Here is a 20,663-nt window from a genome sequence, read left to right on the forward strand (position 1 = left end):
ACAAGGTTTGCTATGCACATGACGGTTTCGGCGCTTCGCAAGTGGCTCGCCGCGCTGGCCCTGGTGGCGATGGTCGCCGGTGGCATCGGCATCGCGGCGGTGGTGATCACCGGCGACATGTCCTCGACACCGGCGTCGCAGGCCGCGCCCCGCACCACGCTCGCCCCGCCGGCGCCGAAAATGCCCACACCGGTGGAGTTCAACGTCGAGGTGGTCGTCACCGACCAACAGTGCCAACCCGGCGCAGGCTGCACATACAAGTACACGATCCAGCCGAAATACATTGGCCTGCATCCGCTGCCCGAGACGCCGTTCACGGTGTTCTACGAGGTGATCGGCGGAAATGAGCCTCAGAAGGGCGAGTTCACCGTGCACAAGGACCAGGCCAAGATCCTCAAGGACGTGACGCTGGAAGGGCCTCCGGCAGCGCAGCTCAACGCCCACGTCCTGCAAGTGACCGGCTGAATTTTCGCGGTTCGGCGTCGGTGGTGCCGTCTTCGACGCATTGTTAGCGCTATGACGAAGGCGGCACTGCTGCGGGCCAACGAGGGGCTGCCGCGCGGTGTGGCGGGCGCTGCGGACCATCGGTTCGGAACCGTGGTGCGGGTTTTCGCCGGGATGTTTCCCGGTCGACGGTTCGGGGGCGGGGCGTTGGCGGTCTACATCGACGGCCGACCCGTCGTGGACATCTGGACGGGCTGGTCCGACCGCACTGGTGAGCGGTTGTGGACGGCGGATACCGGCGCGATGGTGTTCTCGGCGACCAAGGGGGTGACGGCCACCGTCATCCACCGGCTCGCCGACCGGGGGCTGCTGGACTACGACGAGCCGGTCGCGACGTACTGGCCGGCGTTCGGCGCCAACAACAAGGGCGACATCACCGTGCGCGACGTGTTGCGCCACCGCGCCGGGCTATCCCACCTGCCCGGCGGCCTCACCAAAGACGAGTTGTTGGACCGCGAGGTGATGGAGGCCAAGCTCGCCGCGGCCTCGCCCGATTACCTGCGCGGCAGGCCGGCCTACCATGCGCTGACCTACGGTTGGCTGCTGTCCGGCCTGGCCCGCGCGGTGACCGGACGCGGCATGCGTGAGTTGATCCGCGAGGAGGTGGCGCGCCCGCTCAACACCGACGGACTGCACCTGGGTCGTCCGCCGGCCGACGCGCCCACCAAGGTGGCCCAGATCCTGGCGCCGCAGGGCAGCCGGGCCAACCCGGTGTTCAACTTCGTCGCACCCAGGGTGGCCGGGCTGCCGCTTTCCGGAGCATTCGGGGCGATGTTCTTCCCCGGCATCAAGTCCTTTGTCCAGGGCGATATCCCGTTCCTCGACGGCGAAGTGCCCGCCGCGAACGGCGTGGTGACCGCGCGGGCACTGGCCAAGATGTACGCGGCGATCGCCAATCGCGGCCGCATCGAGGGTACGCAGTTCTTGTCCGAGGAGTTGACTCGCGGGCTGATCGGCAAGCCCAAGCCGTGGCCGGATCTGAACGTCGGCGTTCCGATGCCCTTTCACCTCGGCTACCACGAATCACCGATTCCCGGTCTGCTCAAGGGATTCGGTCACATCGGTCTCGGTGGAACGCTCGGCTGGGCCGACCCGCAGAGCGGCAGCGCGTTCGCCTTCGTGCACAACCGGCTGCTGACGCCGATGGTGTTCGACATGGCGTCGTTCGCGGGTCTGGCCCGACCGCTGCGCAACGCGACCAACGCCGCCCGGCACGCCGGCCCCACCGCGGTGCCGAAATACGGTGCGCGCTACCGTGATTCGGTGGCCAAGGCCAGTGGCCGACCTTAGTTCGCCGGGACGACGCCGCGTGCTTGCGGTAGCGGCAGGTCGTTGTAGGTCGCGATCCCGGGTGCGGCGGCGACGACGGCCGGGATTGCGTGGATCGGCGGCATCGCCGTCATGATGTGGCCGAGCTCGAAGAAGTCCTCGATGGTCTTGGCCTGTTCGATCATGTCCTGAGGCGGCAAGAAACCGACCGACATGTTGACCGTGGGACGCCCGTCGATGGTGATCTTCCAGCCGTCGCCGTCGATCTCCCAGTCGGGTTCGAGCGTCTGGCCCTTCTTCCACCGCACGCTGATCTCGATGATGGCTCTGCCGTCGACCAGGCCCTGCCAGCTGGCGAAGACGCCCGCCACGTGACCGGCCGGGATGGTCCATGAAGCCATCACCAGGTCCTCGGTGGTCTGCGCGTACTCGGCGACGCACTTGATCTCGTCGAGCTCGACACCCAGCGAGTCGGCGACCAGTTGGACGGCCTCGGCGAACACCGCGGTTCCGTTGGCGGCCATCGGCGCCAACCCCGGATCGTCGATCGCGGTGCCGAAACCGACGGGCCGCTCGGTGTCGGGGGAGTCGTAGAGCGTGGTGTCAGCCGATTCGGCGATGGTGATCTTGTCGACGCGGTCGCACGCCGTGGCCGCGACGATGGCAAGCAGTTCGGCGAAACCCGGGCTGACACCGGACCCGAACAGCGTCGCGCCGCCCGCCTTGCATGCCTTTTCGAGCCGGTCACGGTCGGCGGCCAGATTGTGTCCGGTGATGAACGACGCGGAGGACACCACGTTGATCCCCGCCGACAGGATGCGCACGAGCTCGTCGACGTCGATCCACATCGGGTTGTAGACCACGACGTCGGGCTTCAGCGCGAGCAGCGCGTCGACGTCGTTGGTGGCCTTGACCCCGAGGGGCTCGATGCCGACGAGCGCGCCGGCATCCTGGCCGGCCTTGTCGCCCGACCACGCGTACAGGCCGACAAGTTCATAGTTCGGGTTCTTGGCGATCGCGGCGACCGAACTTTTGCCGACGTTGCCGCTGGTCCACTGGACGACGCGATAAGAAGTGTTTGGCACTTGCACAGCATAAGGTTGGCGGGTGCTCCGACGCAGCGTTTTTTACCGAGCGGCGAAAATCATCGTCATACCGCTTAGGCTGCTGAGATGAGCGCTCGAGCCAGGGGGCGACCGCCACGGATCAGCCGCCAGAAGATCGTCTTGGTGGCCCGTAGCCTTGGGACCCAAGACCTGACCATGCAGGCCGTCGCGGACGAACTCGGCGTGACCCGCAAGGCGCTGCACTACTACGTCGGCGATCGGGAGGGACTGCTCACGCTGGTGTTGCTCGACCGGTTCGAACGTGAACTCGACCACGTCGAGTTGCCGGTCGACGGCGACTGGCGTGTGGTGCTGCGGGCCTACGCGGTCGCGTTTCGGGACGCGCTGATCCAGGTCGGGATGGCCACCGACTTCACGCAGTTGCGGGGGCTGAGCGCGGATGCGGCGCTGTTTCTGGCTGACCGGCTGCTAGACACACTGCTCGCCGCGGGCCTTGACCCCGACAGCGCGCGCCTCGCGTTGACCGCGGCGTCCAACATCGCGCAGTCCGCCGCGCAGAGCGGTGCGGTTCAGACCGCGGCGGGCGTGCATCATCACCGGGCCGAGACGGCCGCCGCGCTGGAGAATCAACCGTTGGACACCTATCCGGCGCTGCGTCGGGTGCTCGAGGCGGCGCAGCGGACGGGTCGCGACGCCGAAACCCAGTTCGACTTCGAGCTGGGACTGCTGATCGCCGGGGTGGAACGGATCCTGGAAGCCGTCGAAAGCCAGTGAGCGGGCCCGCTCAGAGGGTCGGGGTCAGCGCGACCTTTCCGGTGCGTTGCTGGCCGTTGCGGTCCAGCCAGGTGAGGTCGAGGACGTCACCGGGGTAGTGCCGGTCGAGCACATAGGTCAAGGTGGTGGCCGAGTCCAGCGAGACACCGTCGAGGACGAGCAGGATGTCGCCGTCGACCAGCCCCGCACGCTCGGCGGGTCCGCCGCGCAGCACCTCGGCGATGAACACCCCGGGGCCGCGCTGCGCGGTCCGCACGCCGACGCCGAGCAGGACCGGGGGCCCGATGTGCACGTTGTCAGAGGGGACCCGGGCGCGGATCTGGTTGGCGATGGCCATCGCATCGTTGATCGGGATCGCGTAGCCTTCGCCGCCGGGTCCGAGCACATAGTTCACCGACGCCGCCGTCGTGATGCCGACGACCTGGCCGGCTCCGTTCACCACGGGTCCGCCGGAGTCGCCCGCGACGACGGGCGCCGCGAACTCGATCAGACCGCTGAGTTCGTCCTTGCTTCCGGTGAGCGTGTCCTCGGCGTTGACGGTGCGACCGAAGCCGGTGACGGTGCCGACCTCGCGGGTCAACGGCTGGTTGGTGCCCTGCGCATTGCCCAGCGCGACGACGGGCTCACCGCTGACCAGCGCCGCGGAGTCACCGATCGGTGCGGGTGGCAGACCCATCGCACCGATCAGTTGCAGCACCGCGATGTCGCGGCCGCGGTCGTAGCCCACCAGTTCGGCGGGGTAGGTGCGGCCGGCGACGGAAGCGTTGATGCGGTCGGCCCCGGAGACGACATGGAAGTTGGTCAGCACCTGACCGTCGGGGTCGAGCACGATCCCGGTGCCGTTGCCGATCGCGTTCTGGTAGTCGATCTCGGTGTCGATGCGCACGACGGCCGGTTCGACCTGGGCCGCTGCGGCGAGGGGATCGGCGGGCGCGGCCACGGACGTCGCCGGGCTCAGCGGCGTCACCAGCGCCAGGATCGCGGCAAACGCAACCAGCAGCACCGGCAGCGGGCGGCGGACGTGGTATTTGCCCATGCGCCCATATTGCCCGAAAAGTGCCCCGCTAATCGTCGAGTGCCACGCCGCCGCGCAGCCGCCTGCGCCGCCGACGGGTCGGTTCGGATTTGCCAGAAGGGCGTCTGTTGCGCAGTTTGCCGTTGGTGGACGGGTCTTGCGCGGACTCGTCGTCGTCGCCCGGTGACGCTTCGTCTGCGGCGGACCTGTCCTCGCCGGACTCCTCGGCGGCCGGCTCTTCTGCGGTGACTTCGGCGGGTGCATCGCCAGCGGTGTCCTCGGCGGCGTCCTCGGACGTGTCCCCAGCCGGTTCGGTGGCCTCAACGTCGGCCTGAGTATCGGACTGGGCGTCGGCGTCAGTATCGGCCTGGGCGTCGGCGTCGGCCTCAGTTTCGGCCTCGCCGGCTTTCTTGCGGCCGCGGCGCCGGCCTTGCTTCTTGGCCTTCAGCGGTTTCGGCGGCGGCGGCGGCAGCTCGGCCACGTAGGCCAGGTAGAAGGCGAAGATACCCAGCAACGCGATGGCGGCCGCGGCGCCGTAGATGCCGAACAGCCACTGGCCGGCGGTGTCCAGCGAAAGCCAGATCTCGCTGATCGCCGCGCCGAGGATCAGCACCCCGGCCACCACGTGCAGCACGGCGGCCCAGGTCCGCAGCCGCAACGCCAACTGCGGCGTGCGCAACTCGGGCTTTTTGGTACGCAATCCCTCGAACACCGCAGGCAGCGCCGCCAGGGCGATGAGCACGCCGACCACGATGCGCAGCACTGTGCCCAGTGTGTGCGAGGTGGTACCCATCAGCTCCCACCACCGCGGCAGCACGAAGAAGAAATACAGCACACCGGCGATGAGAGAGAACGACGCGTGCCAGATCACCGCGATGGTGCGGCTCATGCCCCTCCTACGCGCTCGGGAGCGCTGATCGGTGTTGTTGTGGCCGGGGTGCGACCGAACGGTCGCACCCCGGTCCGCTGCGGAGGATGCGGGATTTGAACCCGCGAGGGCTATTAACCCAACCCGCGTTCCAGGCGAGCGCCATAGGCCACTAGGCGAATCCTCCGCGGGCCATGGTAACCGACCTGGCTGATATGGCCGCCATGTTGTTCGGGGCAGTGGTATTAGACTCGCCTCGGACCCCGCGTGGCGTCCATCCTGTGAACTCCCCCAGGGCCGGAAGGCAGCAAGGGTCAATGGGCTCTGGCGGGTGCGCGGGGTCCCCTTCTTTTTCCACACTCTGTCCATGGCTCGAAGTGAAAGGCGCACGGTGTCGTTTCAGTCGCTCGGCCGTGACGAGCTGGCCGCACAGCATGAGCAGCAGCAGCGCAACTACGCCGAGCTGCAGGCCAAGGGTCTCAAGCTGGACCTGACCCGCGGCAAGCCGTCTGCTGCGCAGCTCGATCTGTCCAACGCCCTGCTGGAGCTGCCCGGGTCGGGGCCCGACGCCTTCCGGGATTCCAACGGCACCGACACCCGCAACTACGGCGGGCTGCACGGGCTGCCCGAACTGCGGGCGATCTTCGGCGAGCTGCTCGGCATCGGCGTGCCCAACCTGATCGCGGGCAACAACGCCAGCCTGGAACTGATGCACGACGTCGTGGTGTTCTCGATGCTGCACGGCGGTGTGGACTCGCCGCGGCCGTGGGCCGCCGAACCGGTGGTCAAGTTCCTCTGCCCGGCACCGGGCTATGACCGGCACTTCGCGATCTGCGAGACCCTGGGCATCGAGATGATCACCGTGCCGATGAACGAGGACGGCCCGGACGTCGACCTGATCGAGGAGCTGGTTGCCGCCGACCCGGCGATCAAGGGCATGTGGTGTGTGCCGGTCTACGCCAACCCGACCGGCGTGACGTATTCCTGGGAGACGGTGCGCCGACTGGTCCAGATGCGCACGGCGGCAACCGATTTCCGGTTGATGTGGGATAACGCGTATGCGGTGCACACATTGACCCACGACTTCGAGCGCAACATCGACGTGCTGGGCCTGGCCGAGGCCGCGGGCAACCCGAACCGCCCGCTGGTGTTCGCGTCGACCAGCAAGATCACGTTCGCGGGCGCCGGGGTCAGCTTCTTCGGCGGCTCGCTGGGCAATATCGCCTGGTATCTGCAGTACTCGGAGAAGAAGTCCATCGGCCCCGACAAGGTGAACCAGTTGCGGCATCTGCGCTTCTTCGGCGACGCCGACGGGGTGCGGCTGCAGATGCAGCGCCATCAGCAGTTGCTCGCCCCGAAGTTCGCCGCCGTGCTGGAGATCCTCGAGGACCGGCTGGGGGAGTCGAAGATCGCATCGTGGACCGAGCCCAGGGGCGGCTACTTCATCAGCCTGGACGTGCTGCCCGGCACGGCTCGTCGCACCGTCGCGCTGGCCAAGGACGCGGGTATCGCCGTGACCGAGGCCGGTGCCACGTTCCCGTATCGAAAAGATCCGGACGACAAAAACATTCGGATCGCGCCGACGTTCCCCGCCGAGCCGGAGTTGCGCGAGGCGATGGACGGCCTGGCCACCTGCGTGCTGTTGGCGGCCACCGAGGCGCTTGTCGCCGCGGCTCGGTAGCCTGCGAAGCGTGGCGCTCTACCGCAAGTACCGACCCGCGACCTTCGCCGAGGTCGTCGGCCAGGAGCACGTCACCGAGCCGCTGTGCACGGCGCTGACGGCCGGGCGCATCAACCACGCCTATCTGTTCTCGGGGCCGCGGGGCTGCGGCAAGACGTCGTCGGCGCGCATCCTGGCCCGCTCGCTGAACTGTGCGCAGGGCCCGACCCCGACACCGTGCGGGGTGTGCGACTCGTGCGTGGCGCTCGCACCGAACGGTCCGGGCAGCGTCGACGTCGTCGAACTCGACGCGGCCAGCCACGGCGGGGTCGACGACACCCGTGAGTTGCGCGACCGCGCGTTCTACGCCCCCGCGCAGTCGCGCTACCGCATCTTCATCGTCGACGAGGCGCACATGGTCACCACCGCGGGCTTCAACGCGCTGCTGAAGATCGTCGAGGAACCGCCCGACCACCTGATTTTCGTGTTCGCCACCACCGAACCGGAAAAGGTGCTGCCGACCATCCGTTCGCGCACCCATCACTATCCGTTCCGGCTGCTGGCGCCGAGGATCATGCGGGGGCTGATCGAGCGGATCTGTGCGCAGGAGCAGGTCCAGGTCGACGACGCCGTCTATCCGCTGGTCATCCGGGCGGGCGGCGGGTCACCACGCGACACGTTGTCGGTGCTGGATCAGCTGTTGGCCGGATCCGAATCAGGCGCGACCGGAAACCACATCACCTATCCGCGGGCGTTGGCGCTGCTGGGCGCGACGGACGTCGCGCTCATCGACGTCGCGGTCGACGCGTTGGCCGCCGGCGACGCCGCGGCGCTGTTCGGTGCCGTCGAGGCGGTGATCGACGCCGGGCACGACCCCCGCCGCTTCGCCAACGACCTGCTGGAGCGCTTCCGCGATCTGATCGTGTTGCAGGCCGTGCCCGACGCGGTCGCCCGCGGCGTGGTCGACGGGCCCGAGGACGTGCTGGACCGGATGCGCGAGCAGGCTGAGCGGATCGGCACCGCGACGCTGACCCGCTACGCCGAGGTGGTGCACGCCGGGCTGGGGGAGATGCGCGGTGCCACCGCGCCGCGGCTGCTGCTCGAGGTGGTGTGCGCACGGCTGCTGCTTCCGTCGGCCGCCGACACGGAATCGGCTCTGCTGCAACGCGTTGAGCGCATCGAGAAGCGCCTGGACGTGTCGATACCGGACTCGGATGCGGTGGGCTCGCCGGCGCCCAAGCAGTTCGTGCGCAAGAGCCACACCGCGCAGCCATCCGCACCGGAGCCCGCGGGAGAACCCGCACCGGCACCAGAACCCGCAGCCGCACCGGAGCCTGCGCCCACGGCGGTTCCCGCGCCGGCGCCCGCGTCGGCGCCCCCCGCGCCGCCCCCGGTGCGCCCGCCGTCAGACCCGGTCGTGGCGGCCCCACCGCCGGCGGCCACCGGTCTGGACGCCGCCGCGGTGCGCCGGGTGTGGACGACGGTGCGGGACAAGGTCCGCAACCTTCGGCGTCCGACCGACGTCATGCTGGATGGCGCCACGGTGCTCGCCGTCGAAGGCGACACCCTCGTGCTCAGTCACCCGTCCGCACCGTTGGCGAAACGTCTTGTCGAGCAGCGGAATTCAGAGATCATCCGCGAAGCGCTCAAGGATGTCCTCGGAGTGGACTGGAAGATCCGGTGCGAAGCGGGAGCCGCGGCGCCGCCGCCCGCGGCGGCCAGATCCGACGCAGCATCCCCGGCGCCTGCGCAGCGTAATGACGACGAGGAGAGCATGCTGGCCGAGGCCAGCGCCGACACCACCGAGACGCCGCGTCGCGACCCCGAGGAAGCCGCGCTCGAGTTGTTGCAGACCGAACTGGGCGCGCGCCGGATCGACGGCTAGCGTTCGGCCAGGCCGGAGCTGACGCCGGCTACGCCGTCCACCACGGACGCAGTGGGAGGCCGCCGTCGTCGCCGTGGTCGTCCAGCTTGACCGCCAGCACCTGGTGCAGTTGAACCACGTTGGTCTCGAAGCCCAGCCGGGAGCCGGCCATGTACAGGCCCCACACCTTGGCGGTGGGCAGGCCGACCTCGGCGACGGCCTCGTCCCAGCGCTCGACGAGGTTGCGGCACCAGTCGCGCAGCGTGAGCGCGTAGTGGTTGCGCAGGTTCTCCTCGTGCACCACCTCGAGACCGACGTCCTGGGCTTCGGTGATGATGCGGCCCGAACCGGTGAGCTCCCCGTCGGGGAAGACGTAGCGGTCGATAAAACCGCCTGCGGTCGGTGCGGACCTGTTGTCCGGGCGGGTGATGCAGTGGTTCAGCAGCAGGCCGCCGGTGCGCATCTTGGACCGCAGGAACCGGAAGTATGCCGGGTAGTTGTGCACGCCGATGTGCTCGGTCAGCCCGATCGAGGACACCGCGTCGAAGCCGGATTCGCGCACGTCGCGGTAATCACCGTGGCGGACCTCGGCGAGGTCGCTCAGCCCTTCCTCGGCGATGGCCTTCTGCGCCCACATCGCCTGTTCTTTGGACAGGGTGACGCCGATGGCGGACACGCCGTGGCGCGCCGCGTAGCGCACCATGCCGCCCCAGCCGCAGCCCACGTCGAGCAACCGGTCACCGGGCTTCAGGCGCAGCTTGTCGAATACCAGCCGGTACTTGTTGTCCTGGGCTTCCTCCAGCGTCGCGCCGGCGTGCGGGTAGCACGCGCAGGTGTAGGTCATCGACGGGCCGAGCACCCACTCGTAGAACCTGTTGGACACGTCGTAGTGGTGATGGATCGCCTCGGCGTCACGGGTTTTGCTGTGCCGCAACCCTTCTGCGATACGACGCCACCGCGGCAGCGCCTCCTGTGGGGGCGGAGCGATCGGCTTGAGGTGCTCGAAGCCCAACGACCGCACGATGTTGGCCAGCACCCGCGGCGACGGCCTCTTGAAGTCCATCTTGTCCGCGAGCGCCGTGAGCAGTTCGTAGGGGTCGCCCGGATGCACACCGCGGACCTCCAGGTCACCGGACACATATGCGCGGGCCAGGCCGAGATCGCCGGGTGCGGTCGCCAGATAGGTTGTGCCGCGCGGTGAGAGCAGCTCCAGGCCCAGCGATGCGTCCTGGGGTCCGGCCGTGCTGCCGTCGTAGGCGCTGAACCGGAGCGGCAATTGGCCGCCGGCGAGGATTTCCAGTATCTCGGCGAGCGTGAGCTTGCGGTTGGAGGTGTGAGTCGGGTGATCTTTGTACGTCGTCATCGTCGTTGCACCGCCTTCGCATACAGGTCGAGGAGACGTGAGTCGGGATCGTAGCTCTTCTTGACCGTTTTGTAGGTTTCACCGCCGTACAGGTCGTCAAACTCCTCACGGCTGTAATACGCATCGGAATACAGCGACTTGTGCCCGTGGAGTTCGCTGACCTTGCGTTCGATCAGCCGGTTGGTGTGACCCTCCTGCGGGCCGATCGGCACCGACGACCAGAAGCCGACGTTGACGTAGGTGTGGTTGGGCTGGATCGGGTACAGCGGCCAGGTGTTGCCGGAGGTCTGGTCGCCGCGAAGTCGTAAGGGACACAACCAGATCGGCTCGATCGGAACGTTGTCCAGGAACCAGTGCAGGAACTCGGCGGTGCGTACGATCGGCACCTCGATGTCCTGGACGACCCGTTCGCGCGGCGGACGACCGTTGCGTGCTTCGATGCGGTCGGCGATGTTGTAGCGCCGGTCGTACGCGATGAGCTTCCAGTAGAAGCTGCTGCGCCGGTAGCGTCGAGGCCAGAACCGGCGGATCCGCGCATCCTGCGCTCCGAATGCCCGAGAACACCAGAACCAGTCGGTGTCCCACCGCCACAGGTAGTCGTGGATGGTGAGCCGGTCGTGCTTCTCGGCACCCTCACCGGGGTGCTGGATGGAGCGGTAGTAGATCTGCTGGCCGGTGTAGTCGCTGACCGGTCCCGGGGTCGAGGTCTGGGTGCCCAGCGTCAGATAGCTTTCGCCGGCGGAGAACACCACACCGTCGAGGTAGTCCACCGGCGTCCCGTCGTGGCCGCGGGTCTCGATGATGCGGTCCATCGCGGCGACCAGGTCCTCAAGCGTGTGAAAACGCAGGTGCCGGAGCGCGACGAACGGTTTGACACTTTCCAGCTCGATTTTGAGCCGCACCGAATAGCCAAGCGTGCCATAGGAGTTCGGGAATGCTCGGTACAGTTCCTCATGCCGTTGCGGCGACGCGGTGAGGACCTCACCGGCACCGGTCAGGATGTCCATTTCCAGCACGGACTCGTGCGGCAGCCCGTTGCGGAACGATGCCGACTCGATACCCAGCCCGGTGACCGCCCCGCCCAGCGTGATCGTCTTGAGCTGCGGCACCACCAGCGGCGAGAGCCCGTACGGCAGCGTGGCCGCGACCAGGTCCTCGTAGGTGCACATGCCCGCGACGTCGGCGGTGCGGGCGTCGGGGTCGACGTCGATCACGCCGGTCAAACCCGACACGTCCAGTCCTTTGGCCGTGGTCTTGGCGCGCGCCCGGAACAAATTCGAGGTCGGTTTGGCAAGACGTACGGTGGCGTCCGGCGGGATCGCCCGGTAGCTGGCCAGAAGCCGCTGGACCCCCGCCACGTGAGCAGAACGTGCGTCGGTCTTGTCAGCAGACACGGATATACGCTAGTCCGCGTCCGCGGCCGATGCGACCGCACAGCGAAACCAGGAGAGTCAGATGGCACAGGTCAGCGCATCCAGCACGGTCTTGATCGACGCGCCGACGGAGACGGTGTTGGCCGCGATCGCCGATTATTCGACCGTGCGCCCCAAGATCCTGTCCGCGCACTATCGGGACTACCGGGTGCTCGAGGGCGGGCAGGGCGCGGGCACGGTCGCGTCGTGGAAACTGCAGGCCACCAAGTCGCGGGTGCGTGACGTCAAGGCCAACGTCGACGTCGCGGGGCACACCGTGATCGAGAAGGACGCCAACTCGTCGATGATCACGAACTGGACCGTCTCACCGGCGGGTGCCGGTTCGTCGGTCACCGTCAAGACGTCTTGGCAGGGTGCGGGCGGCATCGGGGGTTTCTTCGAGAAGACGTTCGCACCGCTGGGCCTGCGCAAGATCCAGGACGAGGTGCTGGGCAATCTCAAAACCCACCTCGAGCGCGGATAGAAGTTTCGCCCAAAGGGACATTTCGCACGAAAAGTGCGTGAAATCCGCCAAGACGTCGACCTCGGCGGGCTGGGGAGCCGGGCAGGCGCTAGCTGGTGGCCAAGAATCCCGCGATGCCGCGCACCACGGCGTCGGCGTACTTCTGCCGCCCTTCGGGCGTCTTCATCAGCGCCGAGTCGACCGGGTTCTTCATGTTGCCCAACTCGACCAGGATGGACGGGTATTGCGCGAGGTTCAGGCCCGCGATGTCCGAGCGCGGATTGAGCCCGGCCGAGCCGATATAGGTAGCGGGCACGAAGCCGGAGGTCTTGAGCTGGTCACGCATGATCTGCGCGAACCGCGGCGACGGGCCGGCCTGCGCTTCGTTGAGCGGCGGTGACGAGTACAGCACGTGGAACCCGCGGCCCGTCGGCGGTCCGCCGTCGGCGTGGATGCTCACGATCGCATTGGGTTTGAGCGAGTTGGCCAGCGCGGCGCGTTCGTCGACGCACGGGCCGAGCGCGTCGTCGTTGCCGCGGGACATCGCGGTGCGCACACCGAGCTTGGTCAGCGCCTGGCGGATGCGCAGGGTGGTGTCCCAGGCGAAGGTGTGTTCGGCGTAGCCGTCGTCGGTCGACGTGCCGCTGGCCTGGCAGTCCTTGGTGCCGCCGCGGCCGGTCGGCACCTGGCGGCCGATCGAGTCGTCGTTGGCGCCGTTGTGGCCGGGATCGAGGAACACGATCTTCCCGGCGATGTTGGACGGAGCGGCGCGGACTTCACTGGCAGGGATGATGAGCGTCGACGCGGCGACGATCAGACCGGCGGCCACGGCGGCGCCGACACGCAGGCGGGCAGGCACGGGCGTCACCGTAGCCTCGAGCGCGACTACGCTGAAAGGCCAAACCGCCCCATGCGGGCGACAGCAACCAAGTCGATACCAATACGCAAGGGGACCGTCATGCAACCCGGAGGCATGCAGCCCGGAGGCCAGCCCGACATGTCGGCACTGCTCGCCCAGGCGCAGCAGGTGCAGCAGCAGCTGATGGAGGCGCAGGAGGCGCTGGCCAATGCGCAGGTGCACGGCCAGGCCGGCGGCGGGCTGGTCCAAGTCACGATGAGGGGCAGCGGCGAGGTGGTCGCGGTGGCGATCGATCCGAAGGTGATCGATCCGGCGGATCCCGAAACTCTGCAAGACCTCGTCGTCGGCGCCATCGCCGACGCGGCCAAGCAGGTCACCATCCTGGCCCACGATCGGCTGGGGCCGCTCGCCGGCGGCATGGGTGACCTCGGTCTGCCGGGAATGTAATTGTTCGAAGGCCCCGTCCAGGATCTGATCGACGAGCTCGGCAAGCTGCCCGGTATCGGGCCGAAGAGTGCGCAGCGGATCGCGTTTCACTTGCTGTCGGTCGAGCCGCCAGACATCGACCGGTTGACCGCGGCGTTGTCGAAGGTGCGCGACGGTGTGAAACATTGCGCGGTGTGCGGCAACGTGTCCGACGACGACCGGTGCCGGATCTGCTCGGATGCCCGCCGTGACGGCTCGGTGGTGTGCGTGGTCGAGGAGCCCAAGGACGTGCAGGCCGTCGAACGCACCCGGGAGTTCCGTGGCCGCTACCACGTGCTCGGCGGGGCGTTGGATCCGCTGTCGGGTGTCGGGCCGGAGCAACTGCGGATTCGTGAGCTGCTCAACAGGATCGGTGAACGCGTCGACGGCGTCGACATCACCGAGGTGATCATTGCGACGGACCCCAACACCGAGGGTGAGGCCACCGCGACGTATCTGGTGCGGATGCTGCGCGATATCCCGGGGCTGACGGTGACGCGGATCGCGTCGGGCCTGCCGATGGGCGGCGATCTGGAGTTCGCCGACGAACTGACGCTGGGCCGGGCGCTGGCAGGCCGCCGCGCGATGGCCTAGCGCCGGCGGGTTTCCGCAGGGGTCCGCGGGTTTCCGCGTGTTTCGCGTGTTTTCCGCGAAACGTACGTTAGCGCGGCCGCCTCTCGCACTTTTCCTCGTTAACGTACATCTCGCGAACGTGTCGGTGCGCGGATGCAGTATTCGCCCATGGGGGACGTCTTTCTGGGCAGCGAAGCCCTCGCAAAAGGCGAGCTCACCGAGCACCAACTGCGTCGGTGGTATCGGACGGTCTTCCGCGATGTGTACATCTCGAAGGACTCCGAACTCGCGTTGCGAGATCGGATAAGGGGCGCATGGCTGCGATCGCATCGTAAAGGCGTCATCTCCGGCGTCGCGGCGTCGGCTCTGCACGGTGCTTCATGGGTGGACGTCGATACGCCGATCGAGCTGATATCGCCACGTCTACGCCCCCAGCAGGGACTTGTGGTGCGCAACGAGACGGTGGCGCCTGATGAAATCACCAAAATCGCGGGGTTACCTGTGACCACACCTGCGCGAACGGCATTCGACCTAGGCCGATATCTCCCCAGAGGTCAGGCGGTCGCCAGACTCGATGCGCTGACACGGGCCGCACCGTTTTCCACCGAGGACGTATTGCTACTTGCCAAACGCTACTGCGGTGCGCGCGGCCTCAAAGCGTTGCGTATCGCGCTACCGCTCGTCGATGGCGGGGCGGCCTCGCCAAGGGAGACCTGGCTTCGGCTCTTGTACATCGATGCGGGATTGCCCAAGCCCGCCACGCAGATTCCGATTGTCGGCGCGAATGCCCAAGTCATCCGCTGGGCCGACATGGGTTGGGACGACTACATGGTGGTGTCCGAGTACGACGGGGATCAGCATCGCGCTCGTCGGCAATATGCGAAAGACATTCGTGCTTTGCGGCAAGCGAGGGGTCTCGGCTGGATCGTCGATCAGGTGATCAAGGAGGACCGCGACGGCGCGATCATCAAACGGGCCTGGGACGCGATGGTGTCCCGCGGTTGGCGGCCGACGTCCCCGCCTCGATATCCGTGACACTGCCGCCTCCCAAGCGCACTCGCGCCTAGGCGCGGCGGGGTGCGGCCAGCCGTTCCTTCCGCAGCTGCTCGACCTCGCTGAGCTCCAACGGCCCCAGTTCGCCGACGACACGGGACAACAGGTAGTCCGCGAGCTGCGGATTGCGCGCCAGGCACGGTCCGTGCAGATAGGTCGCGACGACGCTGCCCTGCACCGCGCCGTCGATCCCGTCGCCGTCCCGGTTGCCCGCCCCGCTGACCACCCGTGCGAGCGGCCGGGCCGACGACCCTAAAACGGTTCCGCCCCTGTGGTTTTCGAATCCGGTGAGCCGCTCGGACAACTCCGGCAGCAGCGGCTGCGACACCACCTCGCCGATCGTCCTGGTGGCCTGCGGTGACGTCGTCACATCCAGCAGCCCCACCCCCTCTACCCGCTCACCCGACGACGTCTCATACCAGTGCCCCAGCACCTGGATGGCCGCACAGATCGCCACCACCGGCGCACCACGGGAAACCGCTTGCTGCAAACCGGGATAGCGCAACAGGTGCTTGGTGGCCAGCCGCTGAGCGTAGTCTTCGGCACCGCCCAGCGTGTACAGGTCCAGCTCCGCGGGCACCGGATCGGCCAACGTGATCTCGACGATCTCGACGTCAAAACCACGCAGCCGCAACCGCTCCCGCAGCACCACCGCATTGCCGCCGTCACCGTAGGTGCCCATCACGTCGGGCAGCACCAACCCGATCCGCACCCTCGATTCAGCCATTTTCCCCCCGGTCGTCCCCTGTCCTGCGGACGTGGGCCCAACGCTCCTGCCCCCTGGGACCACGACGCTCCAATGCCCGGTTCAACTGCAGGAACGCGGTGTAGTTCGCGATCACCTCGACGTGCCCCGGCGGGCACGACGCGATCGCGGCGACGGTGTCATGTACCAGCGTGTGCTCGACGCGTGCGTATCCGAGCCGCACCGCCAGATCGGTGCCACGTTCACCGGCCGCCACCACATGGGTGTCGTCGAAATGTTCGAAACGCACATCCCACAGCCAGGACAGATCTTCCCCGTCGGGGACCTGACCGTTGACCGAAATCACCACGCCCGCACCGTGTTTGTCGACCATCGACAACGCCTCCTGCCACCCGGCGGGGTTCTTGGCCAACAGCACCCGCACGGTGTGCTCGCCGAGCCGCACGGTGCGGTAACGTCCCGCCACCTCGTCGACCGTCGACACCGCAGCCACCGCCACAACCGGATCTGCGCCCATGGTCACCGCCGTCGCCACCGCGTGCGCGGCGTTTCCGCGGTTGACCGACCCGGGTAGCGCCAGCGTCATCGGAATCGTGATGCCTTCTGGGCCGTAGAGGTTCGTCTCGTCGAACCACCACTGCGGGTCGGGCCGTTTGAAATCGGTTCCGCTGGAATACCAGTGCGAGCCGTCGCGCACGATGACCTCACCGGAACGCGGACAGCTCACCGAATCGTTGGCCCAGCCCCCGCCTGCGGCCACCCACACCACGTGTGGACTGTCGTAGGCCGCCGAGGTCATCAACACGTCGTCGCAATTGGCCACCACCACCGCCGACGGATGGCGCGCCAGGCCGGCGCGCAACGTGCGTTCGATGTGGTTGATCTCCCCGACGCGGTCCAGCTGGTCGCGGGACAGGTTCAGCAGCACGACCACCTGCGGGTCGACGGCGTCGGCCACATGCGGCACGTGCATCTCGTCGACCTCCAGCGCGGCCAGCGGCGCGTCGCGGGCTGCGGCCAGCGCGGCCACCAAGCCGGCGTCCATGTTCGCGCCGGTGTCGTTGGTCGCGACGGCGTCGACCGTGCGCAGCGCTGCGGCGATCATCCGGGTGGTGGTGGACTTGCCGTTCGTTCCGGTCACCACCACGGTGCGACGGCCCTGGCCGAGCTGGCCGAGCAGCGACTTGTCCAGGGCCAGGGCGACGAGGCCACCGATCATCGCGCCCGCACCGCGCCCGGTGACCCGCGACGCCCAGCGCGCCGCGGCACCGGCCGCCAGCGCGACGCGTCCTCGTATGGTGACCACTCCCGGCAGTCTAAAAGGGCTCACAAAGTGGGGCACGACACGCTGCGCAGCGATCCAGCGAGGTCCCTGGTTTGTCGGACTACCGTGCCATCCTCGAATCGTGAGCCACGCTGATGCTGGATGTCGCCGGCCGGGCGGCTCCTGGGGCCGACCGGCACACGAGGCCGGTGCCGGCTGGGCGGTCGTCGACGTGGAGACCACGGGTTTCCGCCCCGGCCAGGCTCGTATCGTCAGCATCGCCGCCCTCGCCCTCGGCGACGACGGCAACGTCGAGCAGAGCCTCTACAGCCTGCTCAACCCCGGCGTCGATCCGGGCCCCACCCACGTGCACGGCCTGACCGCCGAGATGCTGGTCGGCCAGCCCTGTTTCGGTGACATCGTCGGCGCCCTGATCGACCTGCTCGACGGTCGCACCCTGGTCGCCCACAACGTCGGTTTCGACTACTCGTTTCTGGCCGCCGAGGCCGAGTTGGTCAGCGAGGAACTGCCGACCGACACGGTGATGTGCACCGTGGAGTTGGCGCGCCGCCTCGACCTGGGCACCGAGAACCTGCGGCTGGAGACCCTGGCCGCGCACTGGGGCGTCACGCAGATGAAGCCGCACGATGCGCTCGACGATGCGCTGGTGCTCGCCCAGATCCTCAAGCCCGTGCTGATGCGGGCGCGCGAACGCAAGGTGTGGCTGCCGGTGCGCCCGGTGACACGGCGACGCTGGCCGAACGGCCAGGTCACCCACGACGAACTGCGCCCGCTGAAGATGCTGGCCTCCCGGCTGCCGTGTGCCAATCTCAACCCGGGCCGTTACGTGCGCGGCAGGCCGCTGGTGGCGGGTATGCGCGTCGCGTTGTCAGCCGAGGTGGAACGCACCCACGAAGAGCTCATCGAGCGGATCCTGCATGCCGGGCTGGCCTACACCGACACCGTTGACGTCGAGACGTCGCTGATGATCTGCAACGAACCCGCACCCGAGCACGGCAAGGGCTACCAGGCCACCGAACTGGGCGTTCCGCTGCTCGGCGACACCGAGTTCCTGAGCTACCTCGACGCCGTCATCGCCGGAACCGGCATCGAGGAATTCAGCGACACCAGGGCAGCCGGCGAGCAGTTCGCGCTGTTCTGAACCGCAGGCTAACCAGTGGGCGTGTCGGTGTTGTGCAGATACCACAGCCCGTCATCGCCGATAGAGCAGTACCAGTAGCGGTACCGCGCCTCGTCCGCGGCGTTGTCGAGCGCCATATCCGGTCCGTCGCGCATGCAGTCGGCTTCGGTGGCCCAACTCCACGCCACGCCGTTCTCATCACCGAGCACGATGTCGTCGGCATACGCGACGGCGGTACCCGTCACCGTGCCCAGCACCAACGTGCCAGCCGTAAGCAATTTCTTCACCGGCCACTCTCTGTTTGTTTTCCCTGGCAACTTCTATCAGCAAGAAGTGCAGATTACGGTCCGGCAACAGAGCGTGTGGAGGTTTTCAGGATTGCGTGGTGCGCGCGGCCCGGTTCACTGCCGACACCACGGCGCGAAGCGAGGCGACCGTGATCGACGTCGCCATCCCCACGCCCCAGACCGTCTTGCCGTCAATCGACGCCTCGACGTACGCGGCGGCCTTGGCTTCTTCGCCGGAGGACATCGCGTGCTCGGAGTAGTCCAGCACGTTGACCTCGATACCGATCGCGCCCAGCGCGTCGACGAACGCCGCCAGCGGACCGTTGCCCGCGCCGACGATCTCGTGCTCCACACCGTCGAGCGCGACCACGGCCTCCACCGTGTCGGTGCCGCCGTCGACCTCGGCGGCGGTCACCTTCTGGCGGATCCGCTCCAGCGGCCGCACCGGCGCCAGGTACTCCTCGTAGAAGACGTCCCACATCTCCTTCGGCGACACCTCGCCGCCCTCGCCGTCGGTGATCTTCTGGATCGCCTGGGAGAACTCGATCTGCAGCCGCCGCGGCAGCGCCAGGCCGTGGTCGGCCTTCATGATGTAGGCCACCCCGCCCTTGCCGGACTGCGAGTTCACCCGGATCACAGCTTCGTAGGTGCGCCCGACGTCACGCGGATCGATCGGCAGGTAGGGCACCTGCCACAGCAGATCGTCGACGTCGGCGTCGGCATCGTCGGCGGCCACCTTCATCGCGTCCAGGCCCTTGTTGATGGCGTCCTGATGGCTGCCGGAGAACGCGGTGTAGACCAGGTCACCGCCGTAGGGGTGACGCTCGGGCACCGGCAGCTGGTTGCAGTACTCGACCGTGCGGCGGATCTCGTCGATGTTGGAGAAGTCGATCTGCGGATCGACGCCACGGGAGAACAGGTTCATGCCCAGCGTCACGATGCACACGTTGCCGGTTCGTTCGCCGTTGCCGAACAGGCAGCCCTCGATCCGGTCCGCGCCAGCCGCATAGCCCAATTCCGCTGCGGCGACGGCGGTTCCGCGGTCGTTGTGCGGGTGCAACGACAGCACGATGCTGTCGCGCCGGTTCAGGTTGCGGCTCATCCACTCGATCGAGTCGGCGTACACGTTCGGGGTGGCCATCTCTACGGTGGCGGGCAGGTTGACGATCAGCGGCCACTCCGGCGTCGGGTCGACGACGTCGCTGACCGCGTCGCAGACCTCTTTGGCGTACACCAACTCGGTGCCGGTGTAGGACTCCGGCGAGTATTCGAATCGCCACTGGGTGCCGGGGTACTTCTTGGCTTCCTCGACGCACATGCGCGCGCCGTCGACGGCGATGGCTTTGACGGCCTCCCGGTCGCCCTTGAATACCACCCGCCGTTGCAGGATCGACGTCGAGTTGTAGAAGTGCACGATCGCGCGCGGTGCGCCCTCGCACGCCTGGAACGTCCGCTCGATCAGCTCCGGGCGACACTGCGTGAGCACCTGGATGGTGACGTCGTCGGGAATCGCGCCCTGCTCGATGATCTCGCGGACGAAGTCGAAGTCGGTCTGGCTGGCCGCCGGGAAACCGACCTCGATCTCCTTGTAGCCCATCCGCACCAGCAGGTCGAACATGCGGCGTTTGCGGGCCGGGCTCATCGGGTCGATCAGCGCCTGGTTGCCGTCGCGCAGGTCCACCGCACACCACATCGGCGCGGTGTCGATGACCCGGTCGGGCCAAGTGCGGTCAAACGGAATCGACGCCGGGCTTGACGTCGGGCTCCCGCCGGGCACCTCGTCGGCGAAGCTGCGGTACCGATGCACCGGCATCGACGAGCCGCGCTGGGTGTTCCAGCCGGGCTGTGCGGGGTGGGGCGGGCCTGCGGGCGTGGTGATGGTGCGTGCCTCAGACGTCCAAGCGAACGCGTCAGGCGAATCAGAAGAAGATTTCGAGAAAGTAGTCACTTTGGGTGCTCCGGGCTATGAGTAGAAGTCGACCGGCGCATCGTCGAACACCCGCGACGGGAAGCCGGTCTGGATCAGACCCCGTCGCGGCTGCCGAGAAGGAGCACC

20 protein-coding genes, 1 tRNA gene and 1 other RNA gene are annotated in these 20,663 nt (G+C 67.7%); 11 read left to right on the plus strand and 11 right to left on the minus strand.

The genetic code is table 11. The features are described from left to right. Positions 1–18 precede the first annotated feature (18 nt). Both K3U96_RS02045 and lipL read left to right on the plus strand, forming a co-directional pair. Positions 19–465 carry a hypothetical protein gene (locus tag K3U96_RS02045; protein ID WP_069404982.1) on the plus strand — a complete coding sequence of 149 codons (447 nt, stop codon included), beginning with the start codon at positions 19–21 and terminating at the stop codon, positions 463–465. Between the two features lie 51 nt (positions 466–516). Then, the gene (gene lipL / locus K3U96_RS02050; RefSeq protein WP_220691902.1) at positions 517–1,794 is read left to right on the plus strand and encodes an esterase/beta-lactamase LipL; all 1,278 of its coding nucleotides are present in this window, start codon (positions 517–519) and stop codon (positions 1,792–1,794) included. Here the strand turns inward: lipL and K3U96_RS02055 are convergent. Continuing rightward, positions 1,791–2,858, minus strand: a complete 1,068-nt coding sequence (locus K3U96_RS02055; protein ID WP_069404975.1) for an NAD(P)H-dependent amine dehydrogenase family protein — start codon at positions 2,856–2,858, stop codon at positions 1,791–1,793. The genes lipL and K3U96_RS02055 overlap by 4 nt on opposite strands. A gap of 87 nt (positions 2,859–2,945) precedes the next feature. On the opposite strand from K3U96_RS02055, the gene K3U96_RS02060 reads away from it, so the two are divergent. Further along, complete coding sequence (locus K3U96_RS02060) at positions 2,946–3,614, plus strand: TetR/AcrR family transcriptional regulator (protein ID WP_069404974.1); 669 nt, start codon at positions 2,946–2,948, stop codon at positions 3,612–3,614. Positions 3,615–3,624: 10 nt separating this feature from the next. Here K3U96_RS02060 and K3U96_RS02065 read toward each other — a convergent pair whose 3' ends face one another. From K3U96_RS02065 to K3U96_RS02075, 3 genes are all read right to left on the minus strand, one after another. Then, a complete protein-coding gene (locus K3U96_RS02065) occupies positions 3,625–4,650 on the minus strand; it encodes a S1C family serine protease (RefSeq protein ID WP_220691903.1) in 1,026 nt (341 codons plus the stop codon). Between the two features lie 28 nt (positions 4,651–4,678). Beyond that, on the minus strand, positions 4,679–5,518 hold the full coding sequence (lucA, locus tag K3U96_RS02070) for a lipid uptake coordinator LucA (RefSeq protein ID WP_220691904.1): 840 nt from the start codon (positions 5,516–5,518) through the stop codon (positions 4,679–4,681). A gap of 80 nt (positions 5,519–5,598) precedes the next feature. Continuing rightward, a tRNA-Ser gene (locus K3U96_RS02075) sits at positions 5,599–5,684 on the minus strand. A 68-nt stretch (positions 5,685–5,752) separates the two neighbouring features. Here K3U96_RS02075 and ffs point away from each other — a divergent pair. From ffs to K3U96_RS02090, 3 genes are all read left to right on the plus strand, one after another. Next, an RNA gene (ffs, locus tag K3U96_RS02080) (signal recognition particle sRNA small type) lies at positions 5,753–5,847 on the plus strand. Between the two features lie 41 nt (positions 5,848–5,888). After that, on the plus strand, positions 5,889–7,178 hold the full coding sequence (locus tag K3U96_RS02085; protein ID WP_069404971.1) for an aspartate aminotransferase type Ic: 1,290 nt from the start codon (positions 5,889–5,891) through the stop codon (positions 7,176–7,178). Positions 7,179–7,188: 10 nt separating this feature from the next. After that, positions 7,189–9,042, plus strand: a complete 1,854-nt coding sequence (locus tag K3U96_RS02090; RefSeq protein ID WP_220691905.1) for a DNA polymerase III subunits gamma/tau — start codon at positions 7,189–7,191, stop codon at positions 9,040–9,042. 28 nt (positions 9,043–9,070) lie between these two features. Here the strand turns inward: K3U96_RS02090 and K3U96_RS02095 are convergent, their stop codons facing one another. Next, entirely contained in the window at positions 9,071–10,384 is a 1,314-nt protein-coding gene (locus K3U96_RS02095) for a class I SAM-dependent methyltransferase (RefSeq protein ID WP_220691906.1), read from the minus strand. Then, positions 10,381–11,778, minus strand: a complete 1,398-nt coding sequence (locus tag K3U96_RS02100) for an FAD-binding oxidoreductase (protein WP_220691907.1) — start codon at positions 11,776–11,778, stop codon at positions 10,381–10,383. The genes K3U96_RS02095 and K3U96_RS02100 overlap by 4 nt, the downstream gene beginning before the upstream one ends. Positions 11,779–11,839: 61 nt before the next feature. Here K3U96_RS02100 and K3U96_RS02105 point away from each other — a divergent pair, with 61 nt between their 5' ends. Next, positions 11,840–12,280 carry an SRPBCC family protein gene (locus K3U96_RS02105; protein ID WP_069404967.1) on the plus strand — a complete coding sequence of 147 codons (441 nt, stop codon included), beginning with the start codon at positions 11,840–11,842 and terminating at the stop codon, positions 12,278–12,280. An 88-nt stretch (positions 12,281–12,368) separates the two neighbouring features. On the opposite strand, the gene K3U96_RS02110 is transcribed toward K3U96_RS02105, so the two are convergent. After that, the gene (locus K3U96_RS02110) at positions 12,369–13,118 is read right to left on the minus strand and encodes an Rv3717 family N-acetylmuramoyl-L-alanine amidase (RefSeq protein ID WP_069404981.1); all 750 of its coding nucleotides are present in this window, start codon (positions 13,116–13,118) and stop codon (positions 12,369–12,371) included. 114 nt (positions 13,119–13,232) lie between these two features. Between K3U96_RS02110 and K3U96_RS02115 the strand changes: the two genes are divergently transcribed. From K3U96_RS02115 to K3U96_RS02125, 3 genes are all read left to right on the plus strand, one after another. After that, positions 13,233–13,565, plus strand: a complete 333-nt coding sequence (locus K3U96_RS02115) for a YbaB/EbfC family nucleoid-associated protein (protein WP_069404980.1) — start codon at positions 13,233–13,235, stop codon at positions 13,563–13,565. Then, on the plus strand, positions 13,566–14,177 hold the full coding sequence (gene recR / locus K3U96_RS02120; RefSeq protein ID WP_069404966.1) for a recombination mediator RecR: 612 nt from the start codon (positions 13,566–13,568) through the stop codon (positions 14,175–14,177). Between the two features lie 147 nt (positions 14,178–14,324). After that, complete coding sequence (locus tag K3U96_RS02125; RefSeq protein WP_220691908.1) at positions 14,325–15,191, plus strand: type IV toxin-antitoxin system AbiEi family antitoxin; 867 nt, start codon at positions 14,325–14,327, stop codon at positions 15,189–15,191. Between the two features lie 28 nt (positions 15,192–15,219). Here the strand turns inward: K3U96_RS02125 and K3U96_RS02130 are convergent, their stop codons facing one another. Next, positions 15,220–15,936 (minus strand): type 1 glutamine amidotransferase, encoded by a 717-nt coding sequence (locus tag K3U96_RS02130; RefSeq protein WP_220691909.1) that lies wholly within the window; start codon positions 15,934–15,936, stop codon positions 15,220–15,222. Further along, entirely contained in the window at positions 15,929–17,221 is a 1,293-nt protein-coding gene (locus K3U96_RS02135) for a Mur ligase family protein (protein ID WP_220691910.1), read from the minus strand. The genes K3U96_RS02130 and K3U96_RS02135 overlap by 8 nt, the downstream gene beginning before the upstream one ends. Positions 17,222–17,321: 100 nt before the next feature. Between K3U96_RS02135 and K3U96_RS02140 the strand changes: the two genes are divergently transcribed. Further along, positions 17,322–18,341: a DEDDh family exonuclease gene (locus tag K3U96_RS02140; protein ID WP_230982338.1), complete on the plus strand. Its 1,020-nt coding sequence runs from the start codon at positions 17,322–17,324 to the stop codon at positions 18,339–18,341. 8 nt (positions 18,342–18,349) lie between these two features. On the opposite strand, the gene K3U96_RS02145 is transcribed toward K3U96_RS02140, so the two are convergent. Both K3U96_RS02145 and leuA read right to left on the minus strand, forming a co-directional pair. Next, entirely contained in the window at positions 18,350–18,607 is a 258-nt protein-coding gene (locus K3U96_RS02145; protein WP_069404961.1) for a hypothetical protein, read from the minus strand. A gap of 85 nt (positions 18,608–18,692) precedes the next feature. After that, on the minus strand, positions 18,693–20,555 hold the full coding sequence (gene leuA / locus K3U96_RS02150; protein WP_220691912.1) for a 2-isopropylmalate synthase: 1,863 nt from the start codon (positions 20,553–20,555) through the stop codon (positions 18,693–18,695). Between the last annotated feature and the right edge of the window lie 108 nt (positions 20,556–20,663).

The organism is Mycolicibacterium holsaticum DSM 44478 = JCM 12374 (genome assembly GCF_019645835.1).
Lineage (GTDB): Bacteria > Actinomycetota > Actinomycetes > Mycobacteriales > Mycobacteriaceae > Mycobacterium > Mycobacterium holsaticum.